The organism is Flavobacterium aquariorum, assembly GCF_003254745.1.
GTDB classification, from domain to species: Bacteria; Bacteroidota; Bacteroidia; order Flavobacteriales; family Flavobacteriaceae; genus Flavobacterium; species Flavobacterium aquariorum.
Map to the genome: position 1 here is coordinate 439,502 of NZ_QKXH01000003.1, position 22,403 is coordinate 461,904.

A 22,403-nucleotide genomic window follows, 5' to 3' on the forward strand; every position below is an offset into this window, starting at 1 on the left:
TTTGTAAAACAATCCGTATTAATAAAAAATATACGTAACTTAGTCATTATCATACTTTTAATAATTTTATTCGAGATAATAAGATTTTTTAAAATAACATTAAAAAAAGCTAACAAATAGCACTACCGCTTTAATAAATTATCAACAATACTAAAAAAATATTTAACGCTTAAATTTTTATTAACCCAAAATTTTATTTAATGAATAATAAATTTTTAGTTTTAATTACAAGAAACCCCGTCTATTTAATCCTGATAGTCATTTTTATTGTTACTCTATTTCAGCTCGGAACATGGGGTCTTACTGAAACAAGTGAAGCCCGCTATGCGCAAATCGCCAAAGAAATGTTTGAATCTGGCGACTATATTCATCCCAGAAAAATGGGAATTTCACATTATCACAAACCTCCACTTACATATTACATAACCGCCTTAGGCTACGCCATCTTTGGAATCAATGAATTTGGTGCGCGTTTCTTTTTATCAATTGCGCTTTTGGTCCAATTGATTCTGATTTACAAAACCTCTCTACTTTTGTTCAATGACAAAAAAACATCCTTACTTTCTGTCGTTTTGTATTTTTCAACACCTTTGGTTTTGGCATCTATCCGAAATTTAACCACAGACGCCTACCTGAACACCTTTGTCATGATGTCGGTCTATTTTTGGCTACGCTATGTAGATGAAAAAAAATTCTTTTTCCTGTTTTATTTATCACTATCACTGGGTTTCTTCACAAAAGGTCCATTGGTGCTTATTCCTGTTTTTGTCTTTCAATTAACTTGGCTTTATTACAACAAAAAAAGAATCAATTTTTCAGTATATGATTTTTGGGGAATCATAGTGTTTTTTATTACCTGCGGTTGGTGGTATTTGGCCGTTATAAAAGAAAACCCAATGGTTTTAGATTATTTTACCAGTAATCAACTTTACCAAAGAATGTTTTCAAATGATGCGTTCAATAGAGGAAAGCCCTTTTGGTATTATATCGTTTTTCTTCCTTTGTCTGTGCTTCCGTGGATAATTTATATCTTACTGACTTTAAAAAAAATTGATACAACTGTTTTAAAAAGAAAGATATTATTGGTCTCATTTTTCATAATTATTTTAATTTTTTCGCTATTCAAAACCAAACTGATTTTCTATGTTTTACCTTCTCTGCCTTTTCTGATAATGTTCGCTTCGACTCATTTGGTTCAACTAGATGAAATCTATTGGAAAAAATTTACCCTTTATCTATACGGCTATTTTACTCTATTGTTTAGTGCCATTTTTGTAGCTATCCTAATTCACAAAGTCGAACTTGAACTTCCTTATGTTTTGATCTTGCTATCCGGATTGTTAGTTAGCATTTTTGGTATAAAGAATTATAGTTGGTTTTACAAAAATCTATACACACTCGTAATAAACACATTGGCTTTACTGCTTTTTTCAGCTTTCATAATGAGGTCAAACGAGTTGCTCATCAACTCCGCAAAACCTATCGCTACTTTTGTTAGTTCGCTAAAAACTAAAAAAGTATATGTCTATAACTACCTGCTTCCGTCTATGTCTTTTTATACCGATAAAAACATAATAACACTTAATAATGGAAATTACACTTGCAAAAGAGAAGTCCAATTCGAACAAAATTTAAACTATAAAAAAACCTATTACAACTTGGAGAAAAACAAAGAAATCAAGCAATTCAAAACCGATTTCAAAACACAAAACACAGTTTTCTTGGTGAGAAAAAAAGAAATATTACCCGAATATATCAAAACAGAAATTACTCCTTTTAGAAACAAAAAATATTTTGACAAATGGATACTTTATTACAATTAAAAACAAAAAGCCACTAAAGATGAAGTTCCATCTTTAGCAGCTTTCCATTTTCATTAGGAGCAGAAAATTATTTTTTCACATCCCTCGACTTATATTCTTTCTCTTTGTACAAATCTCCCGCCACTATCACATGCGCCAAAGCATCTTTTGCAAATTCTTCATTCAATTTGACCGGAATGAAAGTAGTATCATTTTTGATTATAAATTGTAGCGGCTTCAAATTGGGTTGCATGATTACCACATTATTTTCAACTCGGAAAGCGTTGATATCATTAAATTGCATTAGGCTTCTTCCTTTTGTTACAGGCTGATTACCGTTTAGATTTCTACCAACCATAGGCGTTTCAAACTGACCTCCAACATAACTTAACAAAGTAGGTGGAATATCAATCTGACTTGCCAATTGACTGTACACTTTACCCTTTGGCACACCGGGACCCAATATCAATGCCGGAATATGGAATTTATTGATTGGAACTAAATTCTTACCGTATGTTCGTGTATTATGATCGGCAATAACAATAAAAATAGTATTCTTGAAATAGGCCTCTTTTTTAGCCAACTCAAAGAATTTACCAATTGAAAAATCAGCATATTTCATAGCATTATTAACCGTTGCCGCTTTTTTGTCGTAGAGTTTGATTCTACCTGCAGGATACTCGAACGGTTCGTGGTTTGAAGTTGAAAACATTAAAGAGAAGAAAGGTTTATCTCCTTTGTCTTTGAAATAATTATTAGCCTTTACTGCCAAATCCTCATCAGAATAGCCCCAAGTACCTTTGAAAGCATATTTACTTCCATCAGAATCAAAATCATCCTGATCTACAATATCCTGAAAACTATTGCCATTAAAAAACGAAGCCATATTGTCAAAATTTGACATCCCTCCGTAGATAAAACTGGTTTCGTAACCCTTTCTTTTAAAAGCATCTGCCAAAGTAAAAAATCCTTGTTGAGACCCTCCTAACTTTACAACGCTCTCTGATGGTGAAGGAAGGAATCCTGTAATTACAGCTTCAATTCCACGAACGCTACGGGTTCCTGTACAATATAAGTTTGTAAAAAGAAGCCCCTCTTTTGAAAGACGATCAAATTCCGGGGTCAATGGTTTCCCACCCAAACTTCCCACATACTCCGCGCCAAGACTCTCTTGTAAAAAAACCACCAAATTATAAGGTCTCTTTAAAAGTACTTTCGGGTTCTGAACATGAAGAAAAGGAATTTCGGGAGTACTGAAATCATTCTCATCTACAGTCATATATTTTTTTACACGAGCGATCGCTTCTGCTTTGTCCATTTTGCCATACATCTCCGTATTTGCCTCATTTTTCAAAGAGTATGCGGCAAAAGCAACAGTATAAAATGAATTTATGCCTAAAGAATTTGTCAACTGATCGGTCGAAAAAACAGCATTACTTCCATTAATCGGTCGCTTGGAAGCAAGGCTTGAACGTGCACCAAAAAACAATAAAAAAGCAACCAATGGAAATATTGTCAATTTGCTTTTATAATCTGAATCCTTGATGTGAAAAAACTCTTTGCCTTTTTTGATAGCAAAATACAAAGCAATTCCTAAAATTGAAAAGGTAACAATTATCGAAATCAAATAACTTTTTAAAAGCATTCCAACAACTTCTCGTGGATAAATCAGATAATCCAAAAATATTTTGTTTGGCCTTGTATCATATTGTTTAACAAAATCTGGAGTCGCCAATTCGATAAAAAGAATTAGAAAAAGAAATAAAAAACTATAAAAGACAAGAAATTTATTAGTGAATTTGATCCATTTATTTGGCAAAAAAGTTATTAACAGCGCCGGAAGAAATGAAATATAACACAACAGTATCAAATCCATTCGTAAGCCAATAGGAAAAATGTACCAATAATTATGAGTTTCAACAACTCTGTCCTCAAAAAGAAAAAACAAGAACATGCGACTTAACGTCATTATGAGTAAACCAAATAAAATGAAATTCAAAATAGGTTTTAGAAAATTGAATTTTCTCATTAACAAAAATTTAAAATTTAAGAGCAATTGTATCTTAAACGATTAATAAAATCATAAAAAGGAAGTTGAATTTTGAACCACTAGTAAGTATTGAACTACACGTCTTAACCCCTTATTTTTGGAGGGCAAATATAGCTTTGTTTATCTAATAATTCCGTTCAAAATTTATTAAAATCATAGTGGAGAATAAAACTGCAAAACAGCCTTAAAAATTCAAAAAACAATCATTTCAATAATGCTTTTTTAAAACAACTAATTATATAACAACTATTTACACTAAAAAATTAACCTTATTATATTATACTTAATATGTAAACGGACTCAACAGAAACGAAACACTTTCAAATATTTCAATTAATCATCAAAGAAAAAGTAGCTTGAAAGAGTTATTTGAAGAATAAAACTTTGAATTGCTTCCTATTTTAAGTTTAGAATACTTTAAAACGAATAAACTACATAAACTGTCCAAACAACTTTCGTATTCAAACTTTATATACTTGCGGATTTTCCAAAAAAGGTTGTACATTAGAGATAAAAAACTTTAAATCTACACGTTAACCAATGTATTTTTAATGAAATAACCACATGAATCTTCATAAAATTAAATACTTTTGTACAAACTATCCTAAATATGAATTTTGAATTAACAATCATTATACCTGTTTATAACGAGGAGGATAACCTTAATCGTGTACATCAAGAAATGAAACAGTTTTTGACCATTTCGAAGAAAAAGACAAAAATCCTATTTGTCAATGATGGCTCCAAAGACAACAGTCAAGCATTAATTGAGGAAATCTGTAAAGACAACGAAGAATTCACTTTTATTTCTTTCGAAAAAAATGCTGGTTTAAGCGCCGCCATCAAAGCCGGTTTTGATTACACAGACACTCCGTGGGTGGGCTATATTGATGCCGATTTGCAAACTGCCCCTGAAGATTTTAATATTCTAATGGAATATGCAGGTGAATACGACCTTGTAACCGGAGTTCGTTCTAACCGAAAAGATTCTTTTACAAAAAATATGTCATCCACCATTGCCAACGGTATCCGAAGAGCTTTTACTGATGACGGCATGGATGATACAGGATGTCCCCTAAAAATAATCCGTACGGATATGGCTAAGAAAATCCCTATGTTTAATGGATTGCACCGCTTTTTGCCAGCCATGATTTTGTTGCAAAATGGTAAAATCAAGCAAACTCCAGTTAGACATTTCCCTAGAGTGGCGGGCGTTTCAAAATTCAATCTTTGGAATCGATTATTAGGACCATTACAAGATTGCTTCGCTTATTTGTGGATGAAGAAAAAATACATCAATTATAGTGTAGCAAAACAAGGATAATGAACAACATCATCATTTATTCCATAGGATTCATTGCTCAAATTTTGTTTTCGAGCAGAATGATATTGCAATGGATTATTTCTGAAAAAAACAAAAAAGTATTGACTCCTGTTTTGTTTTGGGAAATCAGTTTATTTGCTTCTTTTTTATTGTTTGTTTACGGTTATTTTAGACATGATTTCTCAATTATGTTGGGACAGACAATCACCTATTACATTTATATCAGAAACATTCAACTGCAAAATGACTGGAAGAAAATCCATGTGGCACTCCGATGGTTCATTCTTTTATTCCCTGCTTTTATAGTTTGGTATTCCTATAACAATAATGTCTATGATTTAGACAATTTATTAAGAAATGAAGCAATTCCAAAATGGTTGCTTTGGACAGGAATTACAGGACAAGTATTGTTTACATTACGTTTTGTCTACCAATGGATTTATTCTGAAAAGAAGAAGGATTCTGTATTGCCGTTGGGATTTTGGATTATCAGCTTGACGGGATCACTTATCATATTCATTTATGCCATAATCCGAAAAGACCCTGTGCTATTAGCAGGTCACGCCATAGGTTTAGTCATTTATACCCGAAATATAATAATCATAAAGAAGGATGTCAAAATTAATTCATAACTACACTTTCTGGCTTTTTGTAGTAGCCTGCTTGATGCTTTTTCCACATTTGGATGTTATAGAAGTGAACATCATGGAAGCAAGAAATTTTATTACTGCAAGAGAAATGGCAACCCATAATCATTGGATACTGACAACCCTCAATGACTTACCACGTTATGAAAAACCACCATTACCAACTTGGCTAACGGCTGTTTCCGGAATTATTTTTGGATTTGACAGTATTTATGGAATGCGAATCCCAGTTGCATTAATTACTTTATTGCTGGTATTTGGAGTTTATAGACTTTCTGAAAAATTAGGTTTATCCAAACAGCAAAGCTTCCACAACGGACTGATTTTGATTACTTCTTTTTACATTTATTTCGCCGGAAGAGACAACCAATGGGACATGTACACCCATAGTTTTATGGTCGTTTGCATACTGTTCCTATGGAATTTATTAAACGACTCTAAAAAACCCCTTTTTAATGCTGTCATGGCAGGATTGTTTTTTGGTTTTTCTTTTTTAAGCAAAGGGCCTATTTCGGTTTACGCTTTATTATTACCCTTTTTAATTGCTTATGGATTTACCTATAAGTTCCAATTGAAAGACAAAAAAATATACCTGCTTCTTATCCTAATATTAGGTATAGCTATTGGTTTATCATGGCCCTTATATGTGAAATGGGCAGATCCCATAACCACCTTAAAAGTGACCAAAATAGAAAGCAGCCGATGGGGGAATTACAACACCAGACCTTTTTATTATTATTGGAGCTTTTTTACCCAAAGCGGTATTTGGACAGTCCCTGCATTTATTGCTTTAATTTATCCGTATTTAAAAAGCAGAGTCAGGAATTTAAAAGTCTATAAATTCACATTAATCTGGACGTTGGCTTCTGTGGTTTTACTTTCGATAGTACCCGAAAAAAAATCAAGATACTTATTACCTGTTTTAATCCCAATGGCTTTGAACACTGGATTTTACATCGAATACTTAATAAACAATTTTAAAAATATCCGTTTAAAAAAAGAAAAAGGAATTGTTTACTTTGCTTTTGGACTCATCGGAATCATTTGTATTGCCATTCCTGTTGGAATTTTTATTAAAGTAAAAAATGATTTAGCAGGATTCGAAATTTGGTTGATTGGATTAGCTTTATCACTATTAGCAATAGGCTATGTTATATTCAAAAACCTCAGAAATAAAAACTTTATAAAAGTATTTTATGCGGTAATAGCTGTCCAGGTGGCCGTTGTTGTTTTTGGAATACCGTTCACGGAACTCATTTTAAAAAATCCGGATTACGCCAGTGCAAAAGCAATCAGAGAGAAAGAAAAGAATTTGAGTGTTCGCACCTATGAATTAAATTCTTTTACACCCGAAATTATTTGGGATTATGGCTTCAGTATACCTATATTATTAAATGAAGAAACTAACAAACTAAACTTACCCACAGAGAGTAAATTTGGTTTATTGGCTTTGGAAAAAGACAGTATTGATTCTAAAAAAGAATTTCAGAATTACGATCTAAAAAAGGTTTCCTATATCGATTTGAATCATGTTCCCTCGGATTCCAAAAAACACAATGACCGATTGACCCGAATATACTATATCGTTACGAAGAAATAATTATTCTTCGTAACGAGTTATTTCTCTATCATAAAATTCATTGGCAAGAACAATCAGTCCTTCCATTTCGGCGTTTAATTCAGCTTCATCAAGGTCTTCTGCCTCTTCCATAAATTCAACCTCATCGTCTTTCAAATTGATGATGAATCTCGGGTAATCCAAGTGAATGATAAAAATATCATCTGGAAAATCAGTATTGTCTCCCAGTAAAAATTTTGGTAATTCCATGTTTGTATGTTTAATCGTTAATTTGGTAATGTGTTTAATCGATTAACCGAATAAACGATTAACCGATTAAACTTTTTAAGCTCTATTTGTCCGACAAAATAACCGGTGCACTTCCTTTTCCATTCATAAAAATAATTTTGGAATTTGGTGAAGCCGCCAGTTCTTTTTGTGCTTTAATTTGTTCGTATTGCAATTGCTTATCCGTCAATCCAAGAGAAATAATTCTTTGATAATCGGCGATACCTTGCGCTTCTACTCTTTTGCGTTCAGCTTCTTGTTTTTCTTTTTGAAGCACGAATGTCATTTTTTGAGCATCTTGTTCAGCATTAATTTTACTTTCTATCGATTTTTTTACAGAAATTGGAAGATCAATATTTCGAATTAACAATTGCTCCAGTACCAAACCTCTCTTTTTAAAGTCAGCCTCAATACTTTTAAAAATTCGTTCCTGAAATTCATTTCTTTTGGTCGAATATAAGGCTACAGCATCATAAAAAACCGCGTTGTCTCTTATTCGTGTTCTAGTGATTGGTCTCACAATTTTATCCGTGTAATCAACTCCAATTGTCTTAAAAATCTTTGGTGCATCAGTAGGAACTACACGATATAAAACGGTCAAATCGATAACCACCTCAAGTCCATCATTGGACAAAACCCTGATGGCATCGTCTCCTTCCTGCGAACCTTCTCCGTGGACAGCAGACATGGTGTAGTTTTGTGTTTGAATGTCAAATTCGGTAATGTCCAGAAGTGGGTTTATAATATGCAGACCACTTTCCAACACATCAGAATCTACACTTCCATAAAGAGACTTAACTCCTACTTGCCCGGCATCAATCTGTTTAAACATTGAAGAAAAAATTCCTAAAACGATTAGGATAAATCCAATAATCCTTAATAGACCGGTAAATTTAGAAAACGGATTAACATTGTGGCTTAATGCAAATCCAACAATCAGTAAAATTATTCCAAGAATAATAAATAGTATCATTTTATAGTTTTTAATTGGTACGATGATTATACGTTAAAACCAATTATAAGTTACATTCTTACAAACACTTATTTTCCTGAATTTTCAAGAACCAACTTTTTTGTCAAACGAGCAAAACGAATGTACAAAAACAGAGCCGCTGCAGTCAAACCTGCCAAAAGGCCGATCCAAACACCAACCGCTTTTAAGTCGGTATATTTCCCCAAATAAAAAGAAATTGGGAAACCCACAATCCAATAGGCCACAAAAGTAATATACATTGGAACTTTCACATCTTGCAAACCCCTCAAAGCACCCAAAACAACTACTTGAATTCCATCCGAAATCTGAAAAATAGCAGCAATCAGCAATAATTTTGAAGTGATAAAAATTATTTCCCTATTATCCAAAACCTGAGCAGGATCATTCATATTCAAAAACAGATGGGGCAAGAAATTATGAAAAACAACAAAAATACAAGCAAAAAAAGCTTCAATCATTACAGCCAATAAAAAGATAGATCGCGCAACGATAATCAGCCCTTTATAATCCGCCAACCCTTTGGAATGACTTACCCGAATCATGGCTGTAACACTCAAACCCATAGCCACCATAAATGTTGACGAAGCCAATATAAGTGCAATTTGATTAGCAGCCTGACTATTTTTCCCCAATGTACCCGAAAGCCAAATAGCAGCCGTAAACAAAGTCACTTCAAACAGCATTTGCATTGCCGATGGAAAACCTAGTCCAATAATCTTTTTAACGATTGATTTTTTTATTTCTTTAAAAGTAAAATTTTTAAAATACTGTTTCATAATGACATTGTGTTTCATCAGATAATGCATAAAAACCACCATCATAATTCTGGAAATCACAGTTCCTAAAGCAGCCCCTACAACCCCCAATTTTGGAAAAATCCAAAACCCGTAAATCAATACATAATTAAAAAAAACATGCACCACATTAGCCAAAATAATAGAATACATTGAATATTTAGTCAAAGACAATCCATCAGCAAATTGCTTATATCCTTGATACATCACAACCGGAATTAGAGAAAAAGCAACCCAATCAATATATGGTGCCGCCAGTGCAACAACAGCTGGAGGCTGATTCATAAAATACATCAATTGCTTCGACAGCACAGTCAATATAAACAACGACACACCAAGAATGGTACACAACAACAAACCATGGTGAAATGTAGTTCTAATTTTCTTATCGTTTTTCTCGGCATCGGCCTCAGCAGTTAATGGTGTTATAGCTGTAGAGAAACCTATCCCAATCGACAAAGCCAAAAAGATAAAACTATTCCCCAAAGAGACGGCTGCCAACTCAGTTGACCCTAAATTTCCAACCATATAATTATCCACAATTCCTATCAGAGTATGCCCAAGCATTCCCAGAATTACGGGATAAGCCAATTTTATATTATATGAGAATTCTTTGGTGTATTGTTCAATGTTCATTTTAGTTTATTAAGTCCGCAAAGATAAATAGAAGCTTTCAATTGGATCAACAGTATTAAAAATATAACATCCCTTTTTTAGATATTTTTTGCGTAAATCAAGTAATTCTATAACAGTAAGCAATAATTCTATAACATTCCTGGCAAATCCTAACCTTACATTTGCAGGGTAGTTCTGATACAAATAAACAGAACCAATTAAAAAAATACCCAAAATTTCAATTATGAAAACTACTGTAAAAATTAAAGCATTATTTACATTCGCAATCGCACTATTCTTTGCAAACAATTCACAAGCTCAAGAAACAAAAAGCTTTGACCAAGGATTCCGATTAGGAATTGGTCTAAACGGAGGAATGCCTACAAACAATGATACTTATGACTGGTCACTTGGTGGTGATGTCCGCCTTCAATATGATTTAACTCCAAAAGCGTCTCTAACGCTTACAACTGGTTTCACTAATCTTTTCGTTGATCCAAATGTAAATGATTTAGGTTTTATTCCTGCAAAAATTGGATTTAAAGCATTCGTTTGGGAAGATCAATTTTATGTATTAGGTGAAGTAGGTGGTGGTTTTGCAGTAACCAATGGTTATGATCAAAACACTTACATCTGGTCTCCTGGAATTGGATATGCACATGACAATATTGATGTAAGTTTACGTTATGAAGCTTACACTGATTATGATACCAATCAAATCGCATTGCGTGTAGCCTACGGATTCAAATTATAAAAAATATAATTATCTAAAAAAAATGCCCTGAAATTCAGGGCATTTTTTTGTTTCGTTAATATTGTCTTTTATCGGTTAAGGTCTTCATAAAAGCAATTAACTGTTTCTTTTCTAATTGGGTTAAATTTAATTTATCAATTGGCAACGTTTGATTGGGTAAATTGAATCCCAAACCATTTCCGCCTCCGCCATCATAGAAATCTATTACTTCTTCCAAAGTTTTGAAAATTCCATTATGCATATAAGGTGCTGTTAATGCAATGTTTCGAATCGTAGGCGTTTTAAACGAATAGCGATTCACTTCAGCTTTTGTTAAATCAAATTTACCAAAATCTCCATCTACCATTTTATTTTTTCCAGGAACTCCAAGAACTTCACTCTCAGACCTGTCAAAATTAGGAGGAACGGTTCCATTTGTCAAAGGGATAAAATGACAGGTTGCACATTTGGCTTTACCTGCAAAAAGATTAAAACCGGCTATTTCATCAAGATTAAAATTTTCTTCCCCTCTCATATAACCATCAAATCTTGAATCATAATTACTCAGAGACCGAATGTATGATGCTAATGCATTTTTGATGGTAAAAGCAGTAATTTCTTTGTTTGGAAATGCTTTATCAAAATTGGCTGCATATTTTTCACTCTTTTTTAAATCAAAAACTGATTTTTCCAAAGACCCGTGCATTTCATTCTCATTTGTAATAACGGCAACTGCCTGATCTTCGAGGTAATTCACTCTCGAATCATAAAAAAAACTGCGCTGAAAAGCAATATTGGAAAGCGTTGGCGTATTTCTTTTGACCATTTGTTTTCCATCCAATGTAACTGCTTTTTCCAAACCATCAGTAAAAGCTTTGTCTGCATAATGACAGGAAGCACAAGAACGAGTATTATTACCCGATAAAACAGGATCATTAAATAACAATTTACCTAATTCTATTTTCTCCTTTGTGGTTTTATAATCCGGAAATCCTGAAAAAGCTTCGGTATCAAAAGCATTTTTATCAAATAATGTTTGAGCCGTAACTTTCAATCCACGGCTTTCCTTAAAAAAAGGTATTTTAAGAGCCAACTGTGTTTTATAAATCGCTTTACTCAAAGGATTCAAATATTTTTTAATAAAATAAGCTCTGTCAAATTCATTAAATTTCGAATTTTTATCCAAATAATCCTTTCCTTCTTTTAGTATTTTTAAAGTCACCGAATTTTGTTCATTCTCACCATAAACAGCAAGTTGTTTTTCGATAGTTTCCAATGAAGTTTTAGCTTCCGTCAAAGAATTTTGAGCTATCGGGGAATCAAATCCAGTTATTCCCAATGTAATTATTCTAAAAACCTCCAAACGCATCGCATCAAAAACAGAAGAATCTGTCAGTTCATTAGTTTTGGAAATCATTATCAAACGGTACAAATTTGCATTAAGAATTCCAATTTCCTTTAAGATTTCCTTTTTGGATTTCTTATCATACACTGGAAAAAAATATTCCTCAATTACCTGAAGACCTGCTGGCGGAACCGTAATTCCTTCATCCTCCTCATATTCATCTAGTGCCGGACCGTTTATTGCTTTCGATACTGTCGGAAAATAATATTCACTTATGGACTCGACTCTTTTATAACTTTGATGAGCTTTTAAAAATTGATTTTGTAATTGCTTTTGAGTTGCTCCATTTTCGACTAAACGTTGCAATTGAGTAACCTCTTTTTGCAAAACAACCAAATCCGATTTATACAAATCATTAATTTGCTCGGCTTTGGATTTAGAATCGGAACAAGAAAACAGTAAAAAAGAGATAAAAAAGAAAACAATATTTTTCATAAAACTATAAGAATAAAAAACAAAAACCACGGTTTCAATAAAATGAAACCGTGAGCTTCTGAAAAAAAAATAAAAAAATAAATTATCTTGCTAATCCTTTGATCAATACAATTTGGCTCGCTTGATTTTCATTTGGACGACCATTTCCACCGTCAATATTTTTATATCTATCACCAGTCCAGGTATGCGGTTGAACACTTAATAAAAAAGTATCGTCTATTCCCAATTGCTCAGAAACATCAATTAAAGCACCATATTCCCAGTCTCCAAACTTAGAAGTTCCACCAACATTATATTTGGCTGCATCAGTTGCTGTGCGGCGGTGGTCTAATTCTACTACCACTTTTAATTGTTTTGTGGCAATACTGTACTGATAAATATAGGCGTCATGAGTTTCATCACCATACCCGTTAGCATCCTCTTCTACATAAACATAGTTTTTAGTTACACAAATATTATCCGGGTTTTGAAATTTTCTGGCAATCCCCGTACGATCATCTCCGTCAAGCAACACCTGTAATGTTCCAACCAAAGGATTGGCCGCATCCAAATTCAATTTATAGACTCTACCATATTTTGTTCTGGAAGCATCAGCATTTGTTTTAACGTAATCTTGACCTGTAACATTAAAATAAATTTCGCGATCGGCAGCATCACCACCTTTTCTATAATCAAGGTCTTCTACTCTACCAAATTTTATGGCTGATAATTTATTTACTGATGCATTGATTTGCGCTCCTGTCAAAGTAGTATGGTTTTCTATTTTCACGAAAGAAACAGGATAATCCTTCCCTGTAATCATATCTTTTTCTCTCTGATTACCATCCGTTCTTTTCATCATGTACAAAGAACCGTTTGTAAGATCCCCAACCGTATTGGCTACATACATAAACAATTGACCTCCATAAGTTCCAGAATCATCATCACCAATAATAACAACAGTTTTACCAGCAAAAGCAGTTTTTCTTAAAGGCAAAGCATTTTCCGCGCTTAAGCGTCCAAAACCAGATAACTCTTTAGAAACACTAGATGTTCCTACGTCTCCATAAGGATTCAAAGCATGCGTACGAGACTCTTCACCAGATTCACCACAAGTCAGGTAAGTTGGTCCAAAACCATGTTCTGCAGGAGTAGCCATTGTAGCTCCACATAATCTCCAAGTACCTCCTTTTGAATTCAATAAATATTCTCCTTTTACCGGCTTGAACGTTTTGTCCAATGTTATTCTTGATACCGAAAAGTTGTCTTCTTGATTTACTAAAAATGTAAAAGTCCCATCTTCATTTTTTAATAATCCGGAACCATCTGCAGAGCCCCCAAAAACATAATTTGGGCTTCCCGCCAAAACATCATCAGAACTAATAAGAGAAAACAATTCCAGTTTCTCAAAACCAGCTTGTTTTTTCAATAAAACGGGTGTTACAGATTGGTTAGCCGCCAAAACAGTACTGTTAATTGGATTTTCTTCTGCACTTTTATCATCGTTACATGACACTAATGATGCAACTGCAAGCATCGATAGAATAATTTTTTTCATTTGGTTGTTTGTTTAAATTCAACACAAAGAAACCTCCATATTTTTAACTAAAAATGAACTAAACATTAACAAAACTTCAATAAAAGTTGACTAAAGTAACATAAAAAGTAATTATTTTACACAAACCCGCAAAATAACTAAAGAAATGAAGATTCAAAAAATGTCCTATTTTCGTTGTAATACCTTTCAAAATAAAGGCTCCGTTTTCTTCTCCCACCAAAAAAGATTACTTTTGGGAAGCAAATCCAGCTGTTCGCTACAAATAAAATTCACTGAACTCCTATGAGAATAAAAGTTAGTGAAGTAATCTTTTTCAAGAACTGCATTTTTTCTAAGTCCTCGCATTAGCTTCCTCTGGTCGCTTTGCCAGTAAAAGAAAAAAAAGCCATTTTTCAAAAGGGTTTCCGCTTCCATCTGGGCTAGGGCATTCATTTTCAAAACAACTTTCATGGAAAAATTCACACTTGAAATTCTTTTTCACATTATCGGAATTGGTTCAGCTTCCGGACTTATTTACAAAGACAACAGTTTATTTATCATAGGCGACAACAGCGGTTTTCTATACGAATACAATATAGAATCCAAAAATCTGCAACGTCACGAAATCATAGAAAACGCTACCGAAAATATTGCAAAAAGTGAAAAACCCGATTTTGAGGCTATTACTTATTTTGGCGACAATCTTTATGTTTTTGGCTCTGGATCTACCGAAAAAAGGAATAAGATGATCCAGATCAATACACTTGAAAAAGAAATAAGTACCAATGACCTCGCCGGTCTCTATGGCGTTATGCAAAGTTTTGGCGAAATAAAACCAGAAGATTTCAATATAGAGGGCGCTGTTTATACGGGTGAAGAATGGTATTTATTCAACCGAGGAAACGGAAAATCGGCCAAAAATGTATTGTTTACTATTCAAGGCAAAAATTTGATTAACGAATTCAACATCCTTTCCAACAATTACAAATTGCCAAAAATAAAAGGAGTTCGCAGCAGTTTTACCGATGCTGTTATACTTGATGATAAAATTTACTTTTTATCAACTGCCGAAAACACAGATTCTACATACCATGATGGTGAAATATTAGGTAGTTTCATCGGGTGCATCGATACCAAAACCATGAAAATTGATTTTACCAAAAAAATCAGCGATACCCATAAATTTGAAGGACTAACTGTTTATAAAAATTCTGCTGATAAGATCGAATTTTTACTTTGTGAAGATAGCGACACTGAAGTTTTGGAAACCAATATTTATAAATTGACATTAAACAAAAAACATTAAAAGTAAAATAATGAACAACTTAAAAAATAAAAACGCCCTAATTACGGGTGCTGGAAAAGGAATTGGTAAAGCAGTAGCCATCGCTTTGGCTAAAGAAGGGGTGAATGTAATTTTATTGGCCCGTACACAATCAGATATTGATCAAGTCGCCAATGAAGTAAGAGCTTTAGGAGTAAAATCATTGGCCATAACCGCTGATGTTGCTGATATCAACTCCGTAAATTCAGCTGTAGAAAAAGCCTTAACCGAATTTGAAACCATTGACATTTTAATCAATAACGCCGGAATTGCAGCTTTTGGTAAGTTTTTAGAATTAGAACCTTCCGCTTGGGAACGTATTATTCAGGTGAACTTAATGGGAACCTATTATGTTACTCGAGCCGTTTTACCAAATATGATCGAAAAACAAACAGGAGACATTATCAATATTTCCTCAACAGCAGGATTAAACGGAAATGCACTAACCAGTGCTTACAGTGCATCAAAATTTGCAGTATTAGGTTTGACGGATTCTTTGATGCAGGAAGTACGAAAACACAATATTCGTGTGACAGCCTTAACACCAAGTACTGTAGCAACTGATATGGCAAAAGAATTAAATCTTACGGATGGTAATCCAGAAAAAGTAATGCAATCTGAAGATATGGCCGAATTAATCATTGCCCAGCTAAAATTAAACCGACGCGTTTTTATCAAAAACAGCAGTATTTGGTCAACAAATCCTTAGCCAATACCAACGTCAACTAAAAACTGCTTCTTTTAAATTTGCCAAAATACATTAGTTTACAAAGTAAACATATAGAATTTTGAGATAATATCTTTGGGGGAAAATATTCTGTAATAAATAAATGTATAGATATCAAATATTTATAAATCTAAAAAAACAATAAAAAACAGATTACTTCTAAAAGTATTGACAAGTATTTATTTCATTTTGATAATGATGAGCTCGATATTGTATCGGGCTCATTTTTTTTAAATATAATTACTGCATTATAGTATAATTTGATGTTTTATACAATCTTTTGCATTACTCCTAATACTTGTATTTTTTTTAAACTTAATTAGAATGTTTCTCTAAATAGATTGATGAATGGATTTCATATTAACTCTATGACAATAACAAATTCGCTATAAACGTTAAAATAAAGTTAATTTTAAGTACTATGCGATACACAATACCTTTTTTAAGATATATATTTGCATAGGATATTATTATATGATTTTAATACCTACAAAACAACAATCAAAAAAAACAACAATCAAAAATCAAGTATCATGAAAAATTCAATTTTAATCTTAGGAATCGCATTAGTATCTTTATCTAATGTTTGTAAAGCTTCAAACACAATAAACAGTCAAGTTGGTACTTATCAAGCACTAGTTTCTTTGAGCGAAAATGATACAATAACATCAAATGAAAAAACAGCAATAGTAAAACCGGAAGTAATTATGGATTCTGAAATTTTTAATCCAGAAACTGTAATTGGGTTCAATGCTAAAACGGTTAACGAAATTATTACTGAAAACGATAAATTAATAGAAAACACAACTTCGGATGAAATAGAATTTATAGTTTTCGAAGATTCTATGAAAGATATTATAGCCCAATCTGACTTAATAATTGAGAATACAGTTTCAAATGAAGCTTACCCTCTTTCCACTGAAAACAATATTGAATCTGAAATAGCACAACTTGAAATGGTTATTGAAAGCTCTGTTTCTGATGAAGTAAGTTCCTTGAACCTTAAAGAAATTAATAAAAATACATTACTGCAAAACAACCTGAATAAAAAAGCTTTTGTTGGAATGAATTAATGACAGTAAAATAAGAAGTAGCTAAATTAGGGCAGGTATAAAGTTTACCAACTAAAAAAGCACCATTATAAAAAGTATAATGATGCTTTTTTTATGTTTAAAAATCGTTTTTACCTTAAATTTTAAACCTCAACATTCAAAAATTCCATTCGAACACTTCCATCTTCATCAATTTTTGTCAAATTAATATCACGAAGAGTATTTACTAATTCAGGATTCCAAGGAGTTTTCACTTTTACGTAATTCTCTGTAAAACCATGAATATAGCCTTCTTTATTTTCACTTTCAAAAAGTACGGTTCTATTGGTTCCCAACTGGCTTTCATAAAAAGCACGTCGTTTTTTAACCGATAAACCCCGTAACATTTTACTGCGTTTGGCACGAACGTTTCCGGGAACAACACCTTCCATTTCAGCGGCTTCAGTATTATCACGCTCCGAGTAAGTGAAAACATGTAAATACGAAATATCCATTTCATTTAGGAAATGATAGGTTTCCAAGAAATGCTCATCGGTTTCACCTGGGAATCCCACAATCACATCAACACCAATACAGGCATGTGGCATGACTTCACGAATCTTATTCACTCTTTCAGTATAGACTTCACGTAAATAACGACGTTTCATTAACTTCAAAATATCATTGCTTCCCGATTGCAACGGAATGTGAAAATGGGGTACAAAAGTTCTGCTTTTAGAAACAAATTCTATCGTTTCATTTTTCAACAGATTAGGCTCAATCGAAGAAATACGTAATCTTTCAATTCCTTCAACTTCGTCCAAAGCCTTAACCAATTCCAAAAAAGTGTGTTCGTGTTTTTTATTCCCGAACTCTCCTTTTCCATAATCACCAATATTGACACCAGTAAGGACAATTTCTTTGATATTTTGTTTCGAAATTTCGTAGGCATTCCTCAAAACATTCTCCAATTCATCGCTTCTCGAAATTCCACGAGCAAGAGGAATTGTGCAATAAGTACATTTATAATCACAGCCATCCTGAACTTTCAAGAAGGCACGTGTTCTATCCCCGATCGAATAACTGCCCACATAAAAATCAGCTTCGGCAATTTCACATGAATGAACTTCACCAAAATCATTCTTCGATAAATCATTGATATAATCTGCTAATTTGAATTTCTCAGTAGCTCCAAGAACCAAATCCACTCCATCAACATTGGCCAATTCTTCAGGTTTCAACTGTGCATAACAACCTACCGCAGCGACAAAAGCTTTATCGTTCAATTTCATCGCCTTGCGCACCACTTGCTTGAATTGCTTATCGGCATTTTCCGTAACCGAACAAGTATTGATTACGTACATATCAGCTACATCCTCAAAATCAACTCGATCAAAACCTTCATCCTCCAAATTACGCGCAATAGTCGATGTTTCCGAAAAATTCAGTTTGCAGCCAAGCGTGTAAAAAGCAACTTTTTTTCTATTCTCCATAATTACCTTAAATTAATGAAATCGTTGTCAAAAAATTTAAGTGCGCAAATTTACGAACAAAAATTTACACTGTAAAGCCGATGATTATATATATTCATATCATTTACAACCGTTAGATAAAACACCATGATATTGTTATTTAAAAAGATGGAGCGATACACTTTAAAAAGGCTTTATTTTTCCGCTCAAGGTTTTGTTCTTATTTATTTAAATACTAATTTCACACCTCCAAAAACAACTTAACGGCACTAACTTTATCTTATACCAAATAAAATTGCCGTGATTCGTCATTAGAAATATCAAAACTAATTATTTCAAAAAAATAATTCAGTGGAGAAGTAATAATCTATGATTTTATCTGTTTAAAAAATAGATTAAATTAATGACATTACTTTTCTTGCATTTGATGTTCCTTTAATTCTTCAAAAAACATACTTTAGAAACAAAATTATACTATTAATAACAGTAAATGGGATCGCCGAAAACCATAAAGAGTAGGTAAATATTAAATAAACAAAAACAAAATGAAATCGTTCTGCCTCACAATCTCCCTACTATTTGTTACACTTTGCTCACAAGCTCAAAATGCTCCGTCAATAGCTACCAAAAATCCTTTCCCAACAATAAGTACTTTAACTACTTGGGCGAGTTACAATTCACAAGAAAAATTCAATCTTGATATTAGAGCTCTTGGATTTAAATTCGAAGAAAAATCAGTTGAAACGGCTTCAACTTCCTACACTTATATCAGAAAAGTTTCGGTGGACAACATCAACTATACAGACAGAATAGTTTACAGAATCGCAAATGACAACTCTGCAAGCATAATTTCATTGGTAACGGCTTCAACCGATTTAGTGTCTTTTTACACTCCACAATTAGCTGGTTATAAAACAGGGAAATGTGACAACGAAATGTCGAAAGACAAGAAAACAACTTGTACTTGTTATGACAATGGCAAATTCAACATCGACGTATGTGACGAAAGGGTAAAACTTACGATGGGTGACGGAAATAATTATTTTATTTCGGTTGCGAAAAAATAAAAAAAATGTAGGAGGTACGTCTCCACACAACGACAAAAAATCCATAAAAAATCCGTCTCATTCGACAACGAGACGGATTTTTCATTTTGTAAAAAAGGATTTTTATAAATTTGGATTTTCCATTTCATACCAAACTTCTTCTTCACCATCGTATTCAAAGAAATTGACATAATGCATTCCCAGTTTTTCCAGTATATTTCTTGAGCCTATATTTCCAGCATCTGCATAAGCATACAACATTTCCACTTTCATTTCATTAAAGGTTAAATCTATAAAAGCCAATCCAGCTTCGGTAGCGTAACCTTTCCCCCAATGTTTCTGAATAAAACGATAACCTATCTCATAAAAATTTTGATGGTTATTGATAGTCTCTTTAATTAACTTTATACCCGACCAACCAATAAATTCATTGGTTTCCTTAAGAATTACAGCCCAACGCCCAATTCCATTATCTGCATATTGCCGCCTTAAATTTTCAATATATAACCTACTTTCATCAATGTGTTTTACTGGCTTATTCCCTAAAAAACGATGCACTTCAGGATTCGAATCCAATTCAAACATTCCTTCATCATCTGAAGCAATCATTTCCCTTAATATCAACCTTTCGGTTTCTATATAGGATTTCATTAATTTAAATTTAAAATATAACGCTTGATGACTTCGGCAACACCATGATTATTATTTGAAGCAACAATTAAATCTGCTTTGTCTCTTAACTCAGGTGTTACATTGTCCACCCAAACACCTAAACCAGCATATTCAACCATTGTCAAATCATTTCCTGCATTTCCAACAGCAATAATTTCACTTTGATGAATATCTAATTTCTCTGCCAATTTTTTCAGACTGTAGGCTTTGTCAATTCCTTGCTGAGCAACTTCAAGAAAGAAAGGCTTTGACATCGACACACTCAAATGTGGCATGGCCAGTTTCAAATCATCTTCAACTGTTTTTAGATAGGATGGTTCTTCAAGCAAAATACATTTGACGGCATTCGATTGTACAGCGCCCTTAAAGCTCACTACTTTATTGTGTGTCAACCCTGTAATATGTTTTTCAATATCTATATATTCCGAATCAGTTTCACTGACAATTTCATCATTTACATAAGTAATTATGTGTGTTTTACTTTTTAAACTATAGTCGTACAATTCATGGATTTGTTCCTTGGTCAATGTTTGCTCAAATAGAACTTTATCTTCTTTCAGATCTGTAATTACAGCTCCATTGTAGGATAGCATAAATGAATTATAATAATCCATCTTCAATTCTTTAGCATAAGCTGTCATCGCAGAAGTGGGCCTTCCTGATGCCAAAACCACATATACTCCCAATTCCTGGGCTTTAAAAATCATTTCTTTATTCTCATCCGATATGGTATGATCGTCGGTTAACAACGTGTCATCCATATCTAAAACAAGCATTTTGTATTTTACTTCTTTCATTATATAAAATTTCGGCTAATAAATTATAAATTAACAAATTACAATTATTGTGCCATTAAAAAACCTTGACACTCGTAAAAGTCTCAAGGTTTTAAAAAAATCCTTCTTTCCAACTAGATATTCAACCTAAATTCTTCGATAACCGGATTTGCTTTTGCAAAATCAGTTTCCTGGATAAAAACCTCAACAGCTGCGTCTAAGTTTGGAAAACCAGACATTCTAGCCGATTGGACATTATTTTTAACTGTAGTTTCCACTCCAACGGCTTCAATTTTTTCTTGTAAAGCCAATGCTAAAATTTCACTTCCCGAAAATACTTTCATTAATCCCATGATGCTTTTATTTTTTAAATTACTATTATATCGAATCATTAAACTAAAAGCACCTTAAAACCTGTCCGTTCGGAGTTATGCTTCCTGCCTTCTGATCTATTATTAACTTTTACTCCTCTTCGTCATCATCAATTTCTTCGTCTTCTTCTTCAAAATCATCAACGTCTGGATTCACTGATTCTTCTTCTTCCAAATCCTCCTCATCTTCGTCATACTCTTCCTCAAAATCAAAAACATAAGGCTCCAACAACATTTTATCAGCCAAGATTTCAATTCGTTCGGTCAACTGGTCAGTAAAAATAATACGTTGCGTTTTGGCAATACTATTTGAGATTCGCATGATTTTTGTTTCATGACGCAATTTCAAAATCGGGTCTGCATCATCAAGAATGAACATTCTCAATCGGTTTACATTATATCCCGCTGTGGTAAACATATCACTCAATTTATTTGGAGTTCCAATAAGAACGTCAATACCTGTTGAAATATAGTTTTTATCATATTCCATATCGCCTTTATCATGAACACCATATACTCTCAAGTTGGTATACTTTCCAAACTTCTCGAAAAGTTCTTCCATTTCAAGAACCTTAGTTTTGTCTTCAACAATAATTAGGGCACGAGGCGATTCTTCTCCTTCACAAACCAATTGCTGAATCACATTCATCACAATAGTTGTTGATTTTCCCGAACCTTTTGGTGAAACAACAATTGCATCTGCACCACTTTTTATAGTCGAAAAAGTTTCTTTTTGCATCTCATTAGCTTCAGTCAACCCGCTATCAATTAAGGCTTCTTGCAATACTTGATTTATTTTCTTTAGTTTCATTTTTTTTAGTAA

20 protein-coding genes are annotated in these 22,403 nt (G+C 33.1%); 9 read left to right on the forward strand and 11 right to left on the reverse strand.

Features of this window, described 5'->3' with window-relative positions; translation table 11 throughout:
• The first annotated feature begins 200 nt into the window (after window positions 1-200).
• Window positions 201-1,823, forward strand: coding sequence for an ArnT family glycosyltransferase (locus DOS84_RS07230; RefSeq protein WP_111409442.1), 1,623 nt, complete (start codon window positions 201-203; stop codon window positions 1,821-1,823).
• A gap of 67 nt (window positions 1,824-1,890) precedes the next feature.
• Here the strand turns inward: DOS84_RS07230 and DOS84_RS07235 are convergent, their stop codons facing one another.
• Window positions 1,891-3,831, reverse strand: a complete 1,941-nt coding sequence (locus DOS84_RS07235) for an LTA synthase family protein (RefSeq protein ID WP_111409443.1) — start codon at window positions 3,829-3,831, stop codon at window positions 1,891-1,893.
• 631 nt (window positions 3,832-4,462) lie between these two features.
• Between DOS84_RS07235 and DOS84_RS07240 the strand changes: the two genes are divergently transcribed.
• From DOS84_RS07240 to DOS84_RS07250, 3 genes are read left to right on the forward strand one after another with little or no spacing between them, the layout of a single operon-like run.
• Window positions 4,463-5,176, forward strand: a complete 714-nt coding sequence (locus DOS84_RS07240; protein WP_111409444.1) for a glycosyltransferase family 2 protein — start codon at window positions 4,463-4,465, stop codon at window positions 5,174-5,176.
• Window positions 5,176-5,808, forward strand: coding sequence for a lipid-A-disaccharide synthase N-terminal domain-containing protein (locus tag DOS84_RS07245; protein ID WP_111409445.1), 633 nt, complete (start codon window positions 5,176-5,178; stop codon window positions 5,806-5,808). Before DOS84_RS07240 ends, DOS84_RS07245 begins: the two co-directional genes overlap by 1 nt.
• The gene (locus tag DOS84_RS07250) at window positions 5,789-7,423 is read left to right on the forward strand and encodes an ArnT family glycosyltransferase (protein ID WP_165830406.1); all 1,635 of its coding nucleotides are present in this window, start codon (window positions 5,789-5,791) and stop codon (window positions 7,421-7,423) included. The genes DOS84_RS07245 and DOS84_RS07250 overlap by 20 nt, the downstream gene beginning before the upstream one ends.
• On the opposite strand, the gene DOS84_RS07255 is transcribed toward DOS84_RS07250, so the two are convergent.
• The 3 genes from DOS84_RS07255 to DOS84_RS07265 all read right to left on the reverse strand — a co-directional run bounded on the left by DOS84_RS07255 (window position 7,424) and on the right by DOS84_RS07265 (window position 10,093).
• Window positions 7,424-7,651 (reverse strand): hypothetical protein, encoded by a 228-nt coding sequence (locus tag DOS84_RS07255; protein WP_056247475.1) that lies wholly within the window; start codon window positions 7,649-7,651, stop codon window positions 7,424-7,426. It abuts the gene before it with no gap.
• Window positions 7,652-7,733: 82 nt separating this feature from the next.
• On the reverse strand, window positions 7,734-8,642 hold the full coding sequence (locus DOS84_RS07260; protein ID WP_111409446.1) for a prohibitin family protein: 909 nt from the start codon (window positions 8,640-8,642) through the stop codon (window positions 7,734-7,736).
• 68 nt (window positions 8,643-8,710) lie between these two features.
• Window positions 8,711-10,093, reverse strand: coding sequence for an MATE family efflux transporter (locus DOS84_RS07265; RefSeq protein WP_111409447.1), 1,383 nt, complete (start codon window positions 10,091-10,093; stop codon window positions 8,711-8,713).
• A gap of 223 nt (window positions 10,094-10,316) precedes the next feature.
• Here DOS84_RS07265 and DOS84_RS07275 point away from each other — a divergent pair, with 223 nt between their 5' ends.
• Window positions 10,317-10,826 carry a hypothetical protein gene (locus DOS84_RS07275; RefSeq protein WP_111409449.1) on the forward strand — a complete coding sequence of 170 codons (510 nt, stop codon included), beginning with the start codon at window positions 10,317-10,319 and terminating at the stop codon, window positions 10,824-10,826.
• A gap of 55 nt (window positions 10,827-10,881) precedes the next feature.
• Here DOS84_RS07275 and DOS84_RS07280 read toward each other — a convergent pair whose 3' ends face one another.
• A complete protein-coding gene (locus DOS84_RS07280) occupies window positions 10,882-12,645 on the reverse strand; it encodes a cytochrome c peroxidase (RefSeq protein WP_111409450.1) in 1,764 nt (587 codons plus the stop codon).
• An 82-nt stretch (window positions 12,646-12,727) separates the two neighbouring features.
• Complete coding sequence (locus tag DOS84_RS07285) at window positions 12,728-14,182, reverse strand: PhoX family protein (RefSeq protein ID WP_111409451.1); 1,455 nt, start codon at window positions 14,180-14,182, stop codon at window positions 12,728-12,730.
• Window positions 14,183-14,630: 448 nt separating this feature from the next.
• Here DOS84_RS07285 and DOS84_RS07295 point away from each other — a divergent pair, with 448 nt between their 5' ends.
• The 3 genes from DOS84_RS07295 to DOS84_RS07305 all read left to right on the forward strand — a co-directional run bounded on the left by DOS84_RS07295 (window position 14,631) and on the right by DOS84_RS07305 (window position 17,285).
• A complete protein-coding gene (locus DOS84_RS07295) occupies window positions 14,631-15,467 on the forward strand; it encodes a DUF6929 family protein (protein ID WP_111409453.1) in 837 nt (278 codons plus the stop codon).
• Window positions 15,468-15,477: 10 nt separating this feature from the next.
• Entirely contained in the window at window positions 15,478-16,194 is a 717-nt protein-coding gene (locus tag DOS84_RS07300) for a 3-ketoacyl-ACP reductase (RefSeq protein ID WP_111409454.1), read from the forward strand.
• Window positions 16,195-16,745: 551 nt separating this feature from the next.
• On the forward strand, window positions 16,746-17,285 hold the full coding sequence (locus tag DOS84_RS07305; RefSeq protein WP_124020620.1) for a hypothetical protein: 540 nt from the start codon (window positions 16,746-16,748) through the stop codon (window positions 17,283-17,285).
• Between the two features lie 122 nt (window positions 17,286-17,407).
• Here the strand turns inward: DOS84_RS07305 and mtaB are convergent, their stop codons facing one another.
• Window positions 17,408-18,736, reverse strand: a complete 1,329-nt coding sequence (gene mtaB / locus DOS84_RS07310) for a tRNA (N(6)-L-threonylcarbamoyladenosine(37)-C(2))-methylthiotransferase MtaB (protein ID WP_111409456.1) — start codon at window positions 18,734-18,736, stop codon at window positions 17,408-17,410.
• Window positions 18,737-19,260: 524 nt separating this feature from the next.
• Between mtaB and DOS84_RS07315 the strand changes: the two genes are divergently transcribed.
• Window positions 19,261-19,782 (forward strand): hypothetical protein, encoded by a 522-nt coding sequence (locus DOS84_RS07315; RefSeq protein WP_111409457.1) that lies wholly within the window; start codon window positions 19,261-19,263, stop codon window positions 19,780-19,782.
• A gap of 102 nt (window positions 19,783-19,884) precedes the next feature.
• On the opposite strand, the gene DOS84_RS07320 is transcribed toward DOS84_RS07315, so the two are convergent.
• The 4 genes from DOS84_RS07320 to DOS84_RS07335 all read right to left on the reverse strand — a co-directional run bounded on the left by DOS84_RS07320 (window position 19,885) and on the right by DOS84_RS07335 (window position 22,391).
• Window positions 19,885-20,412, reverse strand: a complete 528-nt coding sequence (locus DOS84_RS07320; protein ID WP_111409458.1) for a GNAT family N-acetyltransferase — start codon at window positions 20,410-20,412, stop codon at window positions 19,885-19,887.
• Window positions 20,412-21,230, reverse strand: coding sequence for a Cof-type HAD-IIB family hydrolase (locus DOS84_RS07325; protein WP_111409459.1), 819 nt, complete (start codon window positions 21,228-21,230; stop codon window positions 20,412-20,414). Before DOS84_RS07325 ends, DOS84_RS07320 begins: the two co-directional genes overlap by 1 nt.
• Before the next feature lie 113 nt (window positions 21,231-21,343).
• Entirely contained in the window at window positions 21,344-21,562 is a 219-nt protein-coding gene (locus DOS84_RS07330) for a putative signal transducing protein (protein WP_111409502.1), read from the reverse strand.
• A 109-nt stretch (window positions 21,563-21,671) separates the two neighbouring features.
• Window positions 21,672-22,391, reverse strand: a complete 720-nt coding sequence (locus DOS84_RS07335) for a DEAD/DEAH box helicase (RefSeq protein WP_111409460.1) — start codon at window positions 22,389-22,391, stop codon at window positions 21,672-21,674.
• Between the last annotated feature and the right edge of the window lie 12 nt (window positions 22,392-22,403).

Coding starts and splice junctions, on each gene's coding strand:
- DOS84_RS07230 (WP_111409442.1), top strand. CDS start 201: ATGAATAATAAATTTTTAGTTTTAATTACAAGAAACCCCGTCTATTTA.
- DOS84_RS07235 (WP_111409443.1), bottom strand. CDS start 3,831: ATGAGAAAATTCAATTTTCTAAAACCTATTTTGAATTTCATTTTATTT.
- DOS84_RS07240 (WP_111409444.1), top strand. CDS start 4,463: ATGAATTTTGAATTAACAATCATTATACCTGTTTATAACGAGGAGGAT.
- DOS84_RS07245 (WP_111409445.1), top strand. CDS start 5,176: ATGAACAACATCATCATTTATTCCATAGGATTCATTGCTCAAATTTTG.
- DOS84_RS07250 (WP_165830406.1), top strand. CDS start 5,789: ATGTCAAAATTAATTCATAACTACACTTTCTGGCTTTTTGTAGTAGCC.
- DOS84_RS07255 (WP_056247475.1), bottom strand. CDS start 7,651: ATGGAATTACCAAAATTTTTACTGGGAGACAATACTGATTTTCCAGAT.
- DOS84_RS07260 (WP_111409446.1), bottom strand. CDS start 8,642: ATGATACTATTTATTATTCTTGGAATAATTTTACTGATTGTTGGATTT.
- DOS84_RS07265 (WP_111409447.1), bottom strand. CDS start 10,093: ATGAACATTGAACAATACACCAAAGAATTCTCATATAATATAAAATTG.
- DOS84_RS07275 (WP_111409449.1), top strand. CDS start 10,317: ATGAAAACTACTGTAAAAATTAAAGCATTATTTACATTCGCAATCGCA.
- DOS84_RS07280 (WP_111409450.1), bottom strand. CDS start 12,645: ATGAAAAATATTGTTTTCTTTTTTATCTCTTTTTTACTGTTTTCTTGT.
- DOS84_RS07285 (WP_111409451.1), bottom strand. CDS start 14,182: ATGAAAAAAATTATTCTATCGATGCTTGCAGTTGCATCATTAGTGTCA.
- DOS84_RS07295 (WP_111409453.1), top strand. CDS start 14,631: ATGGAAAAATTCACACTTGAAATTCTTTTTCACATTATCGGAATTGGT.
- DOS84_RS07300 (WP_111409454.1), top strand. CDS start 15,478: ATGAACAACTTAAAAAATAAAAACGCCCTAATTACGGGTGCTGGAAAA.
- DOS84_RS07305 (WP_124020620.1), top strand. CDS start 16,746: ATGAAAAATTCAATTTTAATCTTAGGAATCGCATTAGTATCTTTATCT.
- mtaB (WP_111409456.1), bottom strand. CDS start 18,736: ATGGAGAATAGAAAAAAAGTTGCTTTTTACACGCTTGGCTGCAAACTG.
- DOS84_RS07315 (WP_111409457.1), top strand. CDS start 19,261: ATGAAATCGTTCTGCCTCACAATCTCCCTACTATTTGTTACACTTTGC.
- DOS84_RS07320 (WP_111409458.1), bottom strand. CDS start 20,412: ATGAAATCCTATATAGAAACCGAAAGGTTGATATTAAGGGAAATGATT.
- DOS84_RS07325 (WP_111409459.1), bottom strand. CDS start 21,230: ATGAAAGAAGTAAAATACAAAATGCTTGTTTTAGATATGGATGACACG.
- DOS84_RS07330 (WP_111409502.1), bottom strand. CDS start 21,562: ATGGGATTAATGAAAGTATTTTCGGGAAGTGAAATTTTAGCATTGGCT.
- DOS84_RS07335 (WP_111409460.1), bottom strand. CDS start 22,391: ATGAAACTAAAGAAAATAAATCAAGTATTGCAAGAAGCCTTAATTGAT.